The 16568-nt window shown below is 61.1% G+C and carries 18 protein-coding genes; 6 read left to right on the top strand and 12 right to left on the bottom strand.

Features of this window, described 5'->3' with window-relative positions; translation table 11 throughout:
- Positions 1 to 1449, bottom strand: coding sequence for a sensor histidine kinase (locus tag M5G26_RS26270; RefSeq protein ID WP_273916881.1), 1449 nt, complete (start codon positions 1447 to 1449; stop codon positions 1 to 3).
- A gap of 422 nt (positions 1450 to 1871) precedes the next feature.
- Here M5G26_RS26270 and M5G26_RS26265 point away from each other — a divergent pair, with 422 nt between their 5' ends.
- The 6 genes from M5G26_RS26265 (at position 1872) to M5G26_RS26240 (ending at position 8256) form a co-directional block, all read left to right on the top strand.
- On the top strand, positions 1872 to 3218 hold the full coding sequence (locus M5G26_RS26265; protein WP_273916880.1) for a hypothetical protein: 1347 nt from the start codon (positions 1872 to 1874) through the stop codon (positions 3216 to 3218).
- A gap of 35 nt (positions 3219 to 3253) precedes the next feature.
- Positions 3254 to 5482 (top strand): Ig-like domain-containing protein, encoded by a 2229-nt coding sequence (locus M5G26_RS26260; protein WP_273916879.1) that lies wholly within the window; start codon positions 3254 to 3256, stop codon positions 5480 to 5482.
- A 73-nt stretch (positions 5483 to 5555) separates the two neighbouring features.
- Positions 5556 to 6020, top strand: a complete 465-nt coding sequence (locus M5G26_RS26255; protein WP_122600426.1) for a curlin — start codon at positions 5556 to 5558, stop codon at positions 6018 to 6020.
- A gap of 27 nt (positions 6021 to 6047) precedes the next feature.
- Entirely contained in the window at positions 6048 to 7499 is a 1452-nt protein-coding gene (locus M5G26_RS26250) for a curlin (protein ID WP_273916878.1), read from the top strand.
- 276 nt (positions 7500 to 7775) lie between these two features.
- A complete protein-coding gene (gene relB, locus M5G26_RS26245) occupies positions 7776 to 7982 on the top strand; it encodes a type II toxin-antitoxin system RelB family antitoxin (protein ID WP_034152589.1) in 207 nt (68 codons plus the stop codon).
- A complete protein-coding gene (locus M5G26_RS26240) occupies positions 7972 to 8256 on the top strand; it encodes a type II toxin-antitoxin system RelE/ParE family toxin (protein WP_186747848.1) in 285 nt (94 codons plus the stop codon). Before relB ends, M5G26_RS26240 begins: the two co-directional genes overlap by 11 nt.
- 180 nt (positions 8257 to 8436) lie before the next feature.
- Here M5G26_RS26240 and M5G26_RS26235 read toward each other — a convergent pair whose 3' ends face one another.
- The 11 genes from M5G26_RS26235 to M5G26_RS26185 all read right to left on the bottom strand — a co-directional run bounded on the left by M5G26_RS26235 (position 8437) and on the right by M5G26_RS26185 (position 16568).
- The gene (locus tag M5G26_RS26235) at positions 8437 to 8808 is read right to left on the bottom strand and encodes a DUF6124 family protein (protein WP_273916877.1); all 372 of its coding nucleotides are present in this window, start codon (positions 8806 to 8808) and stop codon (positions 8437 to 8439) included.
- 1247 nt (positions 8809 to 10055) lie between these two features.
- Positions 10056 to 10916, bottom strand: a complete 861-nt coding sequence (locus tag M5G26_RS26230; protein ID WP_150693394.1) for a CsgG/HfaB family protein — start codon at positions 10914 to 10916, stop codon at positions 10056 to 10058.
- Positions 10917 to 10944: 28 nt separating this feature from the next.
- Positions 10945 to 11376: a curli assembly protein CsgF gene (locus tag M5G26_RS26225; protein WP_095124771.1), complete on the bottom strand. Its 432-nt coding sequence runs from the start codon at positions 11374 to 11376 to the stop codon at positions 10945 to 10947.
- Positions 11373 to 11765: a curli production assembly/transport protein CsgE gene (gene csgE, locus M5G26_RS26220; protein WP_038364891.1), complete on the bottom strand. Its 393-nt coding sequence runs from the start codon at positions 11763 to 11765 to the stop codon at positions 11373 to 11375. Before csgE ends, M5G26_RS26225 begins: the two co-directional genes overlap by 4 nt.
- Positions 11762 to 12301 (bottom strand): type II secretion system protein, encoded by a 540-nt coding sequence (locus M5G26_RS26215; protein WP_122597819.1) that lies wholly within the window; start codon positions 12299 to 12301, stop codon positions 11762 to 11764. The genes csgE and M5G26_RS26215 overlap by 4 nt, the downstream gene beginning before the upstream one ends.
- A complete protein-coding gene (locus tag M5G26_RS26210) occupies positions 12276 to 12650 on the bottom strand; it encodes a type II secretion system protein (RefSeq protein ID WP_007919395.1) in 375 nt (124 codons plus the stop codon). The genes M5G26_RS26215 and M5G26_RS26210 overlap by 26 nt, the downstream gene beginning before the upstream one ends.
- A gap of 5 nt (positions 12651 to 12655) precedes the next feature.
- The gene (locus M5G26_RS26205; protein ID WP_095124775.1) at positions 12656 to 13129 is read right to left on the bottom strand and encodes a type II secretion system protein; all 474 of its coding nucleotides are present in this window, start codon (positions 13127 to 13129) and stop codon (positions 12656 to 12658) included.
- Positions 13130 to 13131: 2 nt separating this feature from the next.
- The gene (locus M5G26_RS26200; RefSeq protein ID WP_150693393.1) at positions 13132 to 14979 is read right to left on the bottom strand and encodes a secretin N-terminal domain-containing protein; all 1848 of its coding nucleotides are present in this window, start codon (positions 14977 to 14979) and stop codon (positions 13132 to 13134) included.
- On the bottom strand, positions 14976 to 15488 hold the full coding sequence (locus M5G26_RS26195) for a hypothetical protein (RefSeq protein WP_095047573.1): 513 nt from the start codon (positions 15486 to 15488) through the stop codon (positions 14976 to 14978). Before M5G26_RS26195 ends, M5G26_RS26200 begins: the two co-directional genes overlap by 4 nt.
- Entirely contained in the window at positions 15488 to 16036 is a 549-nt protein-coding gene (locus M5G26_RS26190; protein ID WP_273916876.1) for a GspMb/PilO family protein, read from the bottom strand. Before M5G26_RS26190 ends, M5G26_RS26195 begins: the two co-directional genes overlap by 1 nt.
- Entirely contained in the window at positions 16023 to 16568 is a 546-nt protein-coding gene (locus M5G26_RS26185) for a PilN domain-containing protein (RefSeq protein WP_273916875.1), read from the bottom strand. Before M5G26_RS26185 ends, M5G26_RS26190 begins: the two co-directional genes overlap by 14 nt.

Raw genomic sequence — 16568 nt, 5'->3', positions numbered from 1 at the left:
TCAGGGGACGAGTTGGAAGGCCAGACGAACGGTGGTGCCCTCGCCTTCGCGGCTGTCGAGGGTCACGCCGCCGCCGAAGCGCTCCATGATGCGCTTTACCAGGACCAGACCGACTCCGAGGCCGCCAGATTTGGTGGTGAAAAACGGCCGGAAGGCCATGGCGCGTTGTTCCTCGTTCATGCCTTTTCCGGTGTCGCTGAGCACCACGCAGACGCCACGGTCGTCGCTCGGTTCAAGGCTGACGGTTAGCGTGCCGCCCTTGTCCATCGCCTCCAGCGCATTGGCCAGCAGACTGTTGAGGATCTGCGTCAGTTGCACCGGTTGGCTGAGCACCATCGGCGTGTGCTGCGGATGAAACACCACTTGCACACCGGCCTTGGCGATCTGCTGTTCAAACGCAACGAGGCTTTCGTGCAACGCCGCCACCAGGTTCACCGGTTCCGCGTCATCGTTGAGTGGTCGCAGCGATTGCAGCAGTTCGCGTACCCATTTCGACATGCGATCGACCTGGCCAATGATGTCCTTGATGTTCTTCTCTGCCGGGCCGGCATCGAACTCCAGCGCCAGTTCGGCGCTGGAACGGATGGTCGCCAGCGGATTGCGCAAACTGTGCGCCACCGCTGAAGACATCTCGCCCAGGGCGACAAACGTTTCATTGGCGATCAGTTGTTTTTGCTGGGCCGCGAGCAGAATCGCCGCGCGCCGCACGATCCAGTACAAACCCAGATAAATCAGCCCGCCGCCTAGCGCGGTGGCCAGCCAGATCAGCGTCAGCCCACGTTCCATGCGCGCGATCAGGTCTTTGGGTTCCTTGTAGATCTCGACCATCGCCGTGACGTTCTTGCCCTCGGCGTCGAACAGCGGAATGTAGTTCTCGATAAAGATGTAATCCGGCGGGATGACGAACTTCTGTTCCTCACGGGCCTTGTCGACGTCGTGGTAGCTGGCCGACACGGGAATCTTTTCATTGAAGGAGCGATCGAGGTCTTCGTCGGCGTGAATGCTGGTACCGATCAGCGCCGGATTGGTTGACCAGATCACCTGCCGGTCCGGCGCGTAAATATTGGCGAGTATCACGTCCGGCAGGTGTTCGATGTGGTCGAGAAATTCACCGCGCGCACCTGCCCGGGCCTGTGGGTCGACATCGGGAAAGTCCTTGTCCTGACGCGGGTCGAGCAGTTCGCCCATCGTGCGGATGTTGGGAATCGACACGTGGCGCACTTCGGCGGACGCGATGGCCTGTATGAACTGCGCGGTGAGCAAGGCATCGCGCTGCACGCTCTCATCGATCACGAAACGCGTTGAAACCGCGCCAAGTGCGATGGCCACGGTGCCGATCACCGCCATGCTGATCAGCGAAAACCAGCGCAGCAGGTTGAACGGTTGCTTGTGCGAACCCAACCGTAGCGTGCCCTCCTCAACCGGAAGCGATTTCGACTGCATGTTCATGGCGGCGACTTCCCGATACGTCCTATAGGGTTATAGCCCACGGGTGGGGGTTTGCCCGGATGCGGGGATATCGACCCGATATACACCTTCCAAACTCCCCCCCGATCCCTGTAGGAGCTGTCGAGTGAAACGAGGCTGCGATCTTTTGATCCTGTTTTTGAATCAAGATCAAAAGATCGCAGCCTTCGGCAGCTCCTACAGGGGTTTTGTGTACGGCGGGCCATGAAGGGCATCCCCACCATCCCCAATCCTGGGGAATGACGCCCTTTCCCCGCACGCCAAAAACCTCATCCTCATACCCGCCAAGCCCTCTACCCCGGCCCTCTCCCGCCCATTCACCACACCTTGGCATGGAAGGTGTACAGGCCCTGTGCAACTGACCCATCCCCAAGGGGCAGGTACTTTGATAGAGGGATTAACTCATGCACCCTTTACTGTCCAAAACCGCGACCGTCCTGGTCGTGAGCGCCTTGGCCCAGGGCATTGCTCAGGCCGCTTTGTTTGCTGTTGACCCGGGTCCGTACACGGTGGCCACTGGCGGTTTCGCCAGTTGGTATCAGGACACCCACGGCCGCACACTGGATCTGTGCCTGTCCAAAGCGCTCAGCTCACGAGTACCCAGCACACCCGGTGCGCCTTCGTACATGTGCTCGTTGCTGCCGACCCCCGGCGTGTTCGATGACGCGCAACCGATTGTCTTCCCGACAAACTTTCCCGACGAAGCGTTCTGGTTCACCGGCGAAACGGCCCTCGTCGACGCCGCACGGGGAATTGATTTGGGCTACGTCAGCGCCATCGAGGCCGCGTTCGCCGCTGAAGAGCCGGTCGAGGGCGATCAAGTCAGCTTCGCCCGAATCCGCATTCGCGTCGATGTACCGACCGCCGGCACCTATGTCATCACCCACCCGTATGGCGTCGACGTGTTCAACATCGACACCCCCGGGCGGCGCGCGATCAACATGACTCGCGACATTGGTATCGGCACGCCGAAAACCTATGACGGCGCGCTCAAGGGTGACATCGGACCGTTCCTGCGCAGCGTCAACGGTCCCTACACCGAGACCAATCCGCTGACCGGTGCCGCCGAACAATTCGTCGGCGACCCGAACCTCAACGAGGCAGTCACCGGCAGCCCGTTCAACACTAACTACGTACGCATCGAAGGCCCTAACGGCCTCGATCTGCGAACGAACGTGTTCGCCGTCTCCGGCAAGTTGTCGACGGTGGTCCGGCCTACGCCAATGATCACCCAGCGCAGCACCTACTCGCGCAAGGCCGGCGACAGCGCACCGGTGGCGCAGCAAGACGTGTTCGTCCTTGCTCCGCCAGCTCCGGGTACGGCGGCCGTCACCAGCAGCACCCCGGTGCTGAACATGACCGAAGCCAACAGCACCGGCAGCTGGTACGCGCAGTCCTCGGTCAACCCGACCTTGCCAACTACTTTGCAAGTGACCGCCGACAACCACTTGGCTATCGCCAGCAGCACGCCGACCACCCTGCCCATGAGCCTGACCGACCTGGTGGTGATCCAGAGCGCGCAATACAGCCTCAGCTCCGGACAACTGACCGTGGTCGCCTCGACCAGTGACGAAACCTCGCCGCCAGTACTCACCGCCACCTCCGGCAGTGGCGCCGCCATCGGTGCGCTGAGCGGCGACGGCGCGCTGAAAAGCCTGGCCACCGGGATCTCGCCGATACCGCCAGCCAAGGTTCGCGTGACGTCGTCCAACGGCGGCAGCGATACCGAAGAAGTGGTCATCGTGCAATGAACGCTCACATGCCCAGATCCGCATCAGGAGGCATCATGAACAAGTGGCCACGCTTTGCGCTCAACGCGCTCGGGCTCGCTCTCTCGCTGACCGGCAGTGCCTATGCGCAACTCGCCGCCGTCGACCCCGGCCCCTACACCTTCGCCACCGGGAAATTCCCGATGTGGTATCAGGACAACAATCTGCTGTCGATGGAACTCTGCCAGTCGCGTGCTGCCAGTTCGCGCGTTGCCGCGACCACGCCGCCGGCTTACATGTGCATTCTCTTGGCCGAGCCAGGCATCTACGACGATGCCCAGCCGATGATTTTCCCGGACAACTGGCCGCCGGAAGCCTTCTGGTTCCTGGCCGAAACCACGATTGCCGACAACGCTGCCGGTTATGGTGTGGACGCCTATGTCGCCGGGATCGAAGCGGCATTCGCCTCGGAAAATCCGGCGGACGGTGATCAGCAAAGCTTTGCGCGGATTCGCATCCGGGTAAACGTACCCGTTGCCGGCACCTACACCATCACCCACCCGTATGGCGTCGAGACGGTCAATGTCACCGCACCCGGGCGCCGCGCGATCAATATCACCCGCGACATCGGCATCGGCGCGCCGGGCAATTTCACCGGTGCCGTCAATGGCGCCATCGGACCGTTTTTGCGCAGCGTCAACGGCCCGTACACCGAAGTGAACCCGGACACCGGCGCCACGGAAACTTTCGTCGGCGACCCGAACCTCAACGAAGCGGTGACCGGCAGCCCGTTCAACACCAACTTCCTGCGCATCACCGGGCCGGCCGGGACGATCCAGTCGAACGTGTTCAGCCTGTCCGGCAAAGTGCTCGACAACCGTCAGCAGACCCAGGTGGAAATCGACCGCGCCACCTATCGCCGCACCGCCGCTGGCGTGCGTGCCGAAGTGTTTGCCAAGGCCAGTAACAGCTCGACCCTGTGCTTCCGCGAAACCGTGGCGCTGCTGCCCGGCCCACCGCCAACGCCGTGCCAGACCAGTCTGTTGGGTGATAACAACGGCCTGTTCTTCGGCCACCGCTTGGGCACTGGCGCGGTACCTCCGGTAGTCGTCGTGACCGCCACCAACCCCGCCGGCACCACGCGTCCGACGGCCGTATCAGCCAAGCTCACCGACGTGGTGAAAGTGCAGACCGCGCGCTACAACTGGGCCAACCATAGCTTGCTGATCGAGGCCACCTCGAGCGATGAAGTGGCGATCCCCGACATGGTTGCCCAGGGCTACGGACGTCTGTCGAAGACCGGCACCCTGCAGCGCATTACCGTCGCCGACCTGACTCAGCCACCCGCTACCGTGACGGTGAAATCTGCCGCTGGCGGTGGAGACACCGAAGCGGTCGTCGTGGTCGGCAGCGCGCCAGACACTGGTGAAAACCAAGCGCCAATCACCAACGCCGACAGCGGCAGCACCAGCTTCGGCGTGCCGATCACCCTCAGTCTGTTGACCAACGACAGCGATCCTGATGGTGACAATCCGCTGGGCATCACCGCGTTGACTCAACCGGCCGCCGGCCAAGGCACTGTCGCGCTCAATGGCACCACATCGGTGGTCTACACGCCGCCAGCGGTAGTCAACGCGCCACTGACCACCACCTTCACCTACAAAGCGCAGGACGCCAAAGGCCTGGCCTCGGCCAACCCGGCAACCGTGACGATTACCGTCGCGCCAAACCAGGCACCGACCGCCGTCGCCGACAGCGTCGCCACCTTGGGCGTAGCAATCCCGATCAACGTGCTGGCCAACGACACCGATCCGGAAGGCAACGTGCCACTGGCCGTCAACAGCCTGACCCAACCGGCCGCCGGGCGCGGCACGGTCAGCAGCAACGGCACGGTGATCACCTACACCCCACCGGCCACGGTGACCACGGCGTTCACCACGACCTTCACCTACATCGCCCGGGACGCCTTCGGTGCCCTGTCGACGCCGGCCACAGTCACGGTGCAAGTGTCGCCACGGCCAGCAGCGGAAACGTTCGCCGTCACCGCGTCAACGGTGCAGGCACGCTCCGGCGGGCGCTTCAACTGGGACTTCACCGGCACCTCGTCAGTGACCACCGGCAACACCATCACCGTGCAGGTCACCACCCCTTCCGGGCTGGTCACCCTTGGCACCACCACGGTGCCGTTGACCGGACGCTGGCGGCTGACGCTGAACAACACGCTGGTGGTGCCATCGGCCAACCCGACCGCGACGATCCGCTCGTCCCAAGGCACCGTGCGCACGGTCTCGGTGACCACGCTGTAGGCCTGCGCCCCAGCCACTTTCGGGTGGCTGGGGCGTGCTTCGCAACCGGATAACGCCACACAGGATTTTCGCCATGAACACGCCGACCGCCGCCCTGCTTTGCCTGCTCCTGCTGTGCAGCACTGCGAGCGTGCGCGCCGACGACCTGATGGACAACGACGACCTGGCCCCGACCAGCAGCGACCTCGGCGAACTGCCCCCACCGGTGGGTCAGCAAGCCCTGATCGACCAGCTCGGCCAGGCCAACGTCGCCCTGCTGCAACAGAACGGTCAGTCGCTGCTCGGGCAGATCGTGCAGTCGGGCAGCAATCAGGAGGCGTACATCCTGCAACAGGGCAGCGACCTGATGGCGCTGATCAACCAGAACGGTTCCGGCAATGCCGCTTCCATTACCCAAAACGGCAGCCATAACCGCGCGCAGATTTCGCAAAACGGCAACAACAACGACGCCAGCATCGAGCAGGCCGGCGCGGGGCTGCAAAGCGCCGTGACCCAGTCGGGCAACGGCATGAGCGTTTCGGTCAAGCAATATCGCTAAGCACTGCCAATCATCGGAGAGTTCATCATGTTCAAACTGACGCCCCTCACCGCCGCCATCCTGGTCATGATCAGTGCCCAGGCCATGGCCGACGACAGCCTGTCCAACCAAAGCCAGGCCGGTACTGCCAACATCGCCGATGTGAAGCAGACCCAGGCCCCGTTCAGCACCGCCACCCAGACCCAATTGGGCCAGGGCAACGACGCCGCTGCCGTGCAAGACCACGCCAGCAGCGTGATCACCCAGGACGCGGTCGGCGACTACAACGCCGGTTACGCCGAACAACTTTACGAAGACAACGCCACGATCACCCAGCAACAGGTCGGCGCCTTCAACACCGCCCACGCCAGCCAGTCGCTGGGCTTCGGCTCACCGAACAACGCGCTGCAACAGCAGCAAGGCACCGGTAACTTCTCGTTCATCTATCAGGATTCGCAGAACGGCAGCGAAGGCAAAACCTTCCAATTCGGCGACAGCAACGAAGCCAACATCGAACAACTCTATGAAGGCAGCGGCAACAGTGCAGTGATCACCCAATACGGCACCGCCAACTACGGCACCGCCGAACAAGTGCTGCACAACGGCGGCCAGATCGGCATCAACCAGGCCGGCGAAGGCAACTACGCCTACGGCGACCAGCGCAACGGCACCGGCGGCAACATCACCATCAACCAGTTCGGCAACCTCAACGGCACCGAAATCTGGCAGGACGCGCAACTGGCCAGCCAGGCCACCGTCAACCAGTACGGCGACAGCAACGAAACCGTGGTCGACCAAAGCTTCGGCGAAAACAACACCGCCGCCGTCACCCAGGTCGGCAACAGCAACGCGATCTACGCCGACCAGTTCGAATCGGTCAACTCGACACTGGCGCTCTATCAGGTGGGTAATGGCAACGTGCACTTCACCTACCAGAACGGCGACAGCCACGTGCTCAACGCTACCTCGGTGGGCAATGACAACAAGGTCTACGCCAGCAACTGGAAAGGCCCACAATCGGGTGGGCAGTTCGGCAGCAACCAACGCGCGACAGTGACTCAGGCGGGCAATGGCAACATCGCCAGCTTCACTCAGGATGGCGTCGGGCAGGTCATGACCACGCATCAGACCGGGACTGGCAACAAGACCACGGTCAGTCAGGCCGAGTCGTATAACGAGCTGTATTTTGATCAGAATGGTAGCGACAACATTTTGATTTCCGATCAGCGCGGCACTGGCAACCTGGTGCAGGGTTCTTCGAATGGCACGGGTAACAGTGCAGAATTCGATCAATCCGGGACTGGCAACCAGGCGTACACCGCGCAGCTGTATGGCAGCGACAACATGATCACGGTGAAACAGGCGGACACGATGAACGTGGCGTATGTGACCCAGGGCGGTACCGGGAACATTGCCAATGTCGATCAGAGTGGGGTGACGCAGACCGCGAATATCCAGCAGTTTGGGTCGGCTAACCAGGCGACGGTGTTGCAGCAGTAGGGGTTGGGTGTTGATGGGCCGCGATTCTCTGGTGAGGGGGGTCGCGGTTTTTTTTGCGCTGACGTTTGAGTTGCGTCCTACGGAAAACGGAACGTTTTTAGAAATTCGGGGAGTTTTCTGACAAGTTCTGGCGGTTGGCCGTCGGAAGTGCAGGCTCTAGGATTTGCCGGGACAACTTGATCCTCATGGAGCTTGGCCTACATGCAATTCATCCAGACAGCGACGACAGCGATACCGTTAACGAATAGACTTCGAGGCACCAAACCCGGAGGTTCTATGATCGACCCGTCCTTGATCGACCCACTGTGCCCGGTTGTTTCGGATCTTGATCCCGAGGAACAGGCTGCGAGTTATGACCGTTGGTTTCGGGCCGAAGTACAGGCCTCTCTCGATGATCCGCGCCCGAGTATTCCCCATGAGCAAGTGATGGAGGAAATCAACGCCTTGATGGAATCAATGCGCAAAAGCGCTGATGCAGATTAAGTGGCGACCCAAGGCTCGGGTCGAACTCTCGAAAATCCTGAAGTACATTGGCGAGCGAAATTTTTTAGCGGCGACTGCACTTCACAAGTCCGTCGTAAAAACTACATCTGCGCTTTGTTGGCATCCACACCTGTATCGCAAAGGCCGCTCTCCCGGCACTCGAGAGATTGTGGTAAGCCCGAACTATCTCGTCGTTTATCAAGTGGCGGACCAAATTGAGATTGTGAGCATCTTGCATACGCGTCAGGAGTACCCTCGACGCGACCCCGGTTAAGATCGCTTCCTCGTCTCAACACAAGAAACCGTGCTTCCCCTGGAGGTACGGTTTTTTTGTATCTTGATCGTTCCCACGCTCTGCGTGGGAATGCCTCTCGGGACGCTCCGCGTTCCAAATTGCGAATTTGACGCAGAGCGCCAAGGGCTGCATTCCTTTGCTGCGCGTGGGAACGATCAATCAGCCATCCTTCAACTCGACGTGATCGAGGGCTTGATTTACCGCCAGTTCGCCCAGCATGACGACTTGTACGATGCCCAATGCTGTCTTGCGGTGGGAGGTTTCCAGGGAGGCGGCGAAGTTGATGAGCATTTCGCTGGCCGAGCCTAGGGTTTCGCTGGCGTTGGCGAGCAGGGATTCGGTGTTGTACCTGGGATTGGCGAGGTACATGGGTTCCGGCTCGTTGGCGCTGGACATGATGTGGGCGGTGGGGTTGAGGTAGAAATCCAGGGCGCGGTCGGCGGCTTCGTGGAGTTTTTTGCTGTCGACTGAGGCGTAGGGGGATGTGGTGTTGGTGTCTGGTTCTGGGGGGTTGGGTGTTGGTTTTTTCATGGTAATTCTCTCTCATTGATAGTTTCAGCTGGCCCATTCGACTTCCAGGAAAAATGGGTGGCAGCTGTACGCAGGCTGGAAATCCGGGAGAGAGCAACCCGGCAGACACGAATGTCTCCCGCGCACAACCGCCATAACAGAGTGCACACAATGAAAGTGCGCAAGCATACGTTATGAAAGGCGTATCTGCTCTCTCGTGTCTTCGGGTTTCCATGCCCGGTCGCTGAATTGGCAGCGACGAACACAGGCTAGAGACCGGACGTCCGACGGACAACCTGAAAACCTTGTGGGAAGGTTCCGTCGATTCAGACACTTCTTTAAACACACTTCAGATCGCAGCCCCTCACCCTAGCCCTCTCCCGGAGGGAGAGGGGACTGACCGTGGTGTTTGGTAGATGTATGCCGACGTGAAATACCGCGTCGAACTCAGGTTTTGAAGCGTTGAAGCAAGAGCCCCTCACCCTAGCCCTCTCCCGGAGGGAGAGGGGACTGACCGTGGTGTTTGGGAGATGTTCGTTGGGAGATGTACGCCGACGTGAAATACCGAGCTGAATTCAGATTTTTAAGCGTTGAAGCAAGAGCCCCTCACCCTAGCCCTCTCCCGGAGGGAGAGGGGACTGACCGTGGTGTTTGGGAGATGTACGCCGACGTGAAATACCGCGTCGAACTCAGGTTTTGAAGCGTTGAAGCAAGAGCCCCTCACCCTAGCCCTCTCCCGGAGGGAGAGGGGACTGACCGTGGTGTTTGGGAGATGTACGCCGACGTGAAATACCGCGTTGAACTCAGATTTTGAAGCGTTGAAAAATCAGCTCCCTCTCCCTCGGGAGAGGGCTGGGCGGGCGGCGTTCCGATGAGGGGCGAATCCACCACAAATCCAAAGCCGACCACGCTGTGCTCCTCACCACTCAATAGGCCGAGTGTCAGCTCGCCTGCTTTTGATCTTGATCCACGGGCGACGTCGGAAGGCTGAGTGGAGGGATTGATCCGGGCGTGGGAGCGCAGCGACCCCGAGCCCCAGCGAGCGGGCCGCACGTAGGAGCAAGCCTTTTTGGTTACTTTTTCGGCGTCTGGAAAAAGTGACCCGCCGTAAGGGCGGAACCCTAATCAGCCGTTACCGCAGAAACGGATATGTACTCAGTCAAAAAGAACCCCCGCCTCCTGACAAAAAGCCTTCGCGAGCAGGCTCGCTCCCACAGTGGGAACTGGGTACATCGGCAAGAACTTGGTCGGCCCGAAGGCCGCCACGTTCACTCCGCATCCGGATCAATCTTGTTCTGGCTCAAATACCGATTCAAAACATCATCCTGCGAAGGCACAGAAGCGTCCCCCGCCACCTGCCACAACCGCCGCTCAATCCCCTGCGCCACCATATGCCCCACCGCCGCCTCAATCGCCGACAACACACACAACTGCGCCGGCTCGTTAGTCGTATAACCCACTTCAGCCTCAAGCAACTTTTTAAACTCGATAAACTTGAAAATCCCCGCACTGCGCGCCACCGAATAAATCGTCTTGCTGGTCATCACATTCGCCAACACCTGCCCACTGCGAACATCCACCGCCCGCAAATTCACAGTCACCTGATCCACCCGATACTCACGCTGCAAATCAATCCCCAGATACCGCGCCCCTTCCCCACCGCTACGCACATTCGTGTCATACGCGATGATCCCACCCTCGAGCATCATGTTCGCCGCCTGCAACGGTGGCAGCTCACCCTGAATATTCACCGGCGTATTCGGCTTCTTCTGCGACGCGCGAATGATCTTGCGTTCAGTCAACAGGTTCTGCAGCCCTTCCCGCTCCAGCACGACAAACCAGCCACTGGCCTGCATCGCGTCCATCAACATCGACGCCGCGCCCTGGGTCACGCTGGTGGAAAACGAACTCGCCGGCGTCGGTTTGTACTGCCCGGTCTGGTCACGGAAGCCGTACACCACCGCCATCAATCGCCCCTTGGGTCGCGGCATCTTCAGCAAGTCGTAATAAGTCGAAGCCCTGGGAGTCAGGGTCGGGGTTTCGGTGTCCTGCTCGGCCGACATCGGCTCACGCAGACTGCACCCTTGTAATGTCGCCAACAGCAGCCCTAACGCGATGATCTTTTTCATGTCCGTTCTCCCCGGAACCGTCAGCCCGTCATGGGTTGAGGCCGTTCACCTGAATTTCCGAAACCTCACCGGTCGCTCGATCGGTCACTTCAATGCTCAGTGCCCCGGAGTCGTCGATGACGTTGACGATAAAAGAGTCAGTGGACAGGCTCCCCGTGTTGCCGGTGGAGATGTTGTCCAGCAACTGCCCTAGCAGCCGCGATTGCAATTGACTGGTGAAGCGCTCCAGCGCCGAGGTGCCGGCCACGGTCGAACGGCTTTTCAGGTCCGGATCGTCGTAGTCGTTTTGCGCCTGAGCGTTGTTGAGCAGCCAGGTGCCGTTGAGCGGGTTGCCGCCGAACGACGGGTTGACCGGTGTGTAGACCAGTTCGGTGGCCTGGACGGCGGCGGCGCTGGCAAGCCCGATCAACAACCCCGAGATCCAGAATCCGCTGCGCCGTGAGAACGTTGTGCTGTTCATAGTTCGTCCTTCTCAAGGTCGGTGGTGTCCTGCAACAGAGCCTCCAGCTTGCGCTGGACAACCTGGCGTCGAACCCAGTCGGCGGCCGCGTAGGCCTCGTCCTTCAGTTCCACGGTGTTCGGCGGCAGGAAGCGCCGATAAACCAGGCGTTGCTGATATTCCACGGTCACCAGACTGCCCCAGCGCGCGTCGGGCCGCTCGCGCACCACCAGGTTGAAATCCATCGGGCTGGTGTCGCGCAGGCGTTCACTGAACGAGTAGTAAAAGTCGTGGCCGATGTGCGAGATCGTGTCGTCGACGATAAAGCCCATCATTTCGTCTTCTTCACCGGCCTGAGCGCAGCACGCCGCCACGGTGAAAATCAGCGCGCACCACCACTGACGAGTCATGGCTGCAACGCCTGTGGCAGATTCGACTGGCCTTTAGCCGGGCCATTGGTGCCGTCGAGGAAGGCCTTTTCGGCGACGAACTGCCAGTCCGAATAACGCTGCATGCCTTCGAAATCCGACCACTGCGTCGGGAAGCCCGATTGCTTCAAAGGCAGCTCGGTCGAAGGACTGTTGAGGCCGGTGATGCGTCCATCAAAACCACGTTGCAGCGCCCATTCACCCTGACCGATCGGGTCCGGATAGAGCTGACGCAGGTGATGCTTGGCCTCGGGAAAACGCTGATCTTCAAGCAGATCCGCCAGTTCTTTCGGGTACTGCGCCAACCCCGGCGAACTGCGGTAGTAGCTGCGCAGCGCCTGTGCGTACTGAGTGCCGACCCAGAGCAACTGGCGTTCACGGTCACGACGCGAAGCGGTCGACCACAACTCGCCGGCACTGGCCAGGCCCATGCCCATCACCACGATCAGGAACAGCACGCCCAGATAGGTGAAGCCACCCTGCTGCGCGCGGTTACCACTCGGAATACTGGCTGCCATCACGCGCCCTCCCGGTAGCACCGCTTTTGATGTCGGCCACACCACCGGCGACGCCGTCCGGTGGCGCAATCAGCACCCACTGGTCTTTGCGTTCGGTGATCGGGTCGAGTGGCGCGTTGCGCAGGTAACGTTGTTCGATCAGTTGCTCGATGGAATCCGGATACCGTCCGGTGTCGCCGTAGAAGTGATCCAGCGCCTCGCGCATCGCCGACAGGCTCTGGCGCAGGGTGGTTTCCTTCGACGCTTCGAGGCTGTTGAAGTAGCGCGGCAGCGCGATGGTCATCAGCGTGGCGATGATCGCCATCACCACCATCAGCTCCAGCAAGGTAAAACCTTTTTCCCGGCGCATGAGGTTCACCACTCGCGGTAAGCGACACCGTTGAGGCCCTTTCCCCGGGCGTGGGAGTAGACGTCGAAAACGTCCTCGCCATCGCGCGGGTTTTGAGCCGAACTGTTGTAGGCGCGCACGCCCCAACCCCCTTCGTCGTCACGTTTGGCCGGCACCAGCGGATCGCGTGGGATGCGGCGTAAAAAGTAGAACTTGGCGCCTTTGGCACTGCGCACATCGCGCACGCCTTCGACCAGTACTTGCAGGTTCGGCGGGTAGCCGCTGCTGTTCAGCGACTTCTCGATGTAGCCGGCATCGAAGGCACGCTTGTAGGCGTCAATGCCATCGCGAATCTGGTACAGCGCGTTGCGCAATTCCTGCTCCTTGCCACGCCGCACCAAGGTCTCGGTCAGCGGCGCGGCCATGCTCGCCAACAGGCCGATCAGGGCCAGCGTCACCACGACTTCGATCAGGGTGAAACCGCGTTGGGAGGCGTTCATGATCAAGGCTTCTCGACAGTGACGCGGGTGGTGGCCACGGCCGATTCACCGACGGCACGCGGCTGCGCGGCCGGCGACGGCATCACGTAGCTCTGCGAACGATCCGGGGCCTGAATGTGCATGCTGGTTTCGGTGCCGGTGGAGAACTCCATGTCCGACGGGCTCTGGTACGGCAGGTTGCGCACGATCCGTGGGGTGATCGACAGCACCAGTTCCGATTTGCCGACGGTGTCCTTGTTGCTGCCGAACAGCCGGCCAATCCCTGGGATATCGCCGAGGCCCGGAATCTTGTTGCCGGTGGCGCCGTGGTCGTTGCGCATCAGGCCGGCGAGGATCTGCGTTTCGCCGTCGTGCAGGCGCAGTGAGGTTTGTGCGTTGCGGGTGTCGACCTGCACCGGGATCGTGCCCTGACGGGTCGGTTCCAGCGGCGTGGCGTTACTCACTTCGAGAGCAATCTTGATCGCCACTTCGTTGTTCAGGTGCACGGTCGGTTGCACTTCGAGCTTCAGACCGACGTCCAGATAAGTGACGCTCTCAGTGATCACCGGGCCTTGAGTCGACGGCACCGAAGTCGCGCTGATGATCGGCACGCGCTGACCGATGTGGATCCGCGCCTGCTCGCGGTTGCTCACACGAATCACCGGGCTGGCGAGGGTGTTGATGTCATTGTCCTGGGCGTTGATCTTGGCTTGCGGCGACGGCGAGATCGAAATCCGGCTGGAGTTGATGCCTTTCAGTTGATCAAGCAGAGTCACCGCCGAACCGTCGCTGTTGACCACGCCGAAGGTGTTCGGCCATTGCAGGCCAAGGTCGAGAATGCGCTGGGTGGCGACTTCCATCACTTCCACCTCCAGCACCACTTCCGGGTTGGACTGATCTTGCGACTGCAGGAGTTTCTCGGCCATGCGCACGGCGTCTTCGGTGTCGCGCATGGTCAAGGTGTTGAGGCGTTCGTCGACAAACACGTCACGGGTCTTGAGCATGGTTTTGACCATGTTCAGCGCGGTGTTGGCGTCGATGCTGGTCAGGTAGAACGTGCGCATCACCAGTTCCTGGTAATCCTTCACTTTCTGCGGCGAATCCGGGTAGATCAGCAAGGTGTTTTCGTTCACCACTTTCTGGTGCAACTGGTTCTGTTGCAGCAGCAGGGTCACGGCGTCTTCGATGCGCACGTCACGCACGAAGATCGTGGCTTTCATGTCCGGGCGCAGGTCTTTGTCGAAGATGAAATTGAGCCCGGCGACCTGCGACAGCACTTCGAAAATGGTCTTGAGATTGGCGTCGCGAAATTCCAGAGTCACCGGACGGTCAAGCTTGGTGCGCAGTTGCGGATAAGCAATCACGTTGCGGCTCTGCACCAGACGAATGTTGCCTTGCAGCTCCAGCGCGCCTTCGTTATTCGGGTCGAGTTCGAGGATCTGTTTGACCTGCCGATCAGCGCCGTAGATGTCGCCACGACGCAGGTCGCCACGCGCCAGTTCCAGTTTTTCGTCCATGCTGCGCAGGTAATCCATCTGCTTCAGGGCATCCTGAGCCCGGCGGTTGTTCGGCTCGATGGTCAGCGCGCGGTTGTAGGCCACCCGCGCCGAAGCGAAGTCGCGGCGCGAGCGGTCAGTGTCGCCGGTCGTCAGCAACGCCGTGATCGCCTTGGCCCGACCGCTGTTGAGCAGCAAGTGCAGCTCGGTGTCCCGTGGGTTTTCGCGCAGGCCTTCTTCGATTCGGGCCAGCCCCGCCTCGTACTGACCCTGTTCAATCAGGTCGGCGGCTTCCTTGTTGGCCACTTGTGCAGAACTGCACGCGGCCAGCCCGGCACACAGGCCCAGGCTCATCAGCAAACGGGAACGGTTCATTGCGTACTCCCCACAGACAGGGTCTGCGACAAATGCAAGGGCAGGTAGACCAAACTCAGTTCCAGATCGGAAATGCCGGTGATCTTCCAGGTGTCGTCGATCACATCCCCGTTGCGCACGACGTAGATCTTTTCGCCGTTCTGCAAAAACACTTGCAGGTCGCTGCGGTCATGCAGCCTGCCGACGAACTGAAACGGCACCGGTGGCAGGCTCGGGGCTTGCACCACAGTTGCTGGATTGATGGCCATTTCGGTGACCGTGGCCAAAGTCGGCGCGGCCTTCCAGGATTTGGCCGCGAACAGGTCGCCGGCCGGGCTCAGGTCCTTGATCGGCGCATCCTTGGCCTTGGCGGTGCTGGCCGGCAGCGCGCCTCGGGTCTTCCCCGGCGTAGCGACGGCCACTTCGTTGGAATCGGCGTCTTCGCTCGGCGAGAAATATTCCGGCAACCACGCCAGCGCGGCCGCTACGCCGAAGAACGCCAGCCACCCTGTCACGCGTTTGGTATTCATCACGACCTCGACAGGTAAAGGGTCATACGGATCCGGCCATTGAGGTCGGTGTCGCCAATCTTCTTGCGTTGCAACTCGAGGTCTTCCACCACCACCGCCGGCAACTGGCCGAGCAAGGCGTGCAGGAAGCGGCGCAGTTGCGGGTAGCTACCGCGCACTGGCAAGAGGATCTGATAACGCGCCAGATGGGTTTTCGGGTCGACGCCGAGGGCGTATTCGCCGCGCGCCAGGGTGATGTGTTCTTGCGCTGCGAGGGCGTAGATGCGGTCGATGGCGACGGTGGCTTGCGGCTGCGCCGGCAGTTTGTTGCGGAAGTCGTCAAGCTGACGCTGCGGCACCACCGGCGGCGCGATGCTGCCGTCTTCAACCTTGGCCAGGTACGCGCTGGCTTCCTGAGTCTGCTGGCTGAGGTGCTGCAACGATTGCCAGCCCGGCAGCAAACCGCCGAGTGCCCAAGCCACGGTGACCAGCAGCAGCGCCAGTCCGGCGAGGCCCGGAACGCCGAGGCCTTGCAGGTATTCGTGGATGATCAGTCTAGGGATTCGCATCGCCAATCTCCCAAGTCGCCGACAGGTTGAATTGCACCGGTTGCTCCGGCGATTTGACGACGATTTCGTGGCTCAGCAGCGACACATCGGACAGCTCGTCGCTGGCTTCCAGACGTTTGTGGAAGTCGAGCATCGCTTGCAGATCTCGCGCTTCGGCGCTGATGCGTACCTGGCCTTTGCGCGCATCCGGGGTCAGGGTCAGCAGCGCGACGTCATCGCGCGGCATCGCTTCGAGCATGGCGAACAGGCGTTCCCATGGCCGGCGCAGTTGCTGCGAGACCTTGCGCATCTCGGCGAGGTTTGCCGCTTGCTCGCGGGTTTCCGCCGGGCTCAGGGTGGATTTGACAGCGCTGTCGCCGGTGAGCTGACGCTGGGTGGTTTGCAGGTGGCCTTGTTGCTGTTCGGTGTGCGCGTCGAGGTGCTGTTGCACGCCGAAGCACAGCAGCGCCAGCAGCACACCGCCGCCGAGCAGGCTCCAACCCAACGGGCCGGAACGCGGACGCGGCTGAAAGTCGAGATTGAGCGCGCGCAT

The organism is Pseudomonas sp. TNT2022 ID642 (assembly GCF_028656995.1).
Classification (GTDB): domain Bacteria; phylum Pseudomonadota; class Gammaproteobacteria; order Pseudomonadales; family Pseudomonadaceae; genus Aquipseudomonas.
This window is presented reverse-complemented; position numbering and strand designations above follow the sequence as displayed.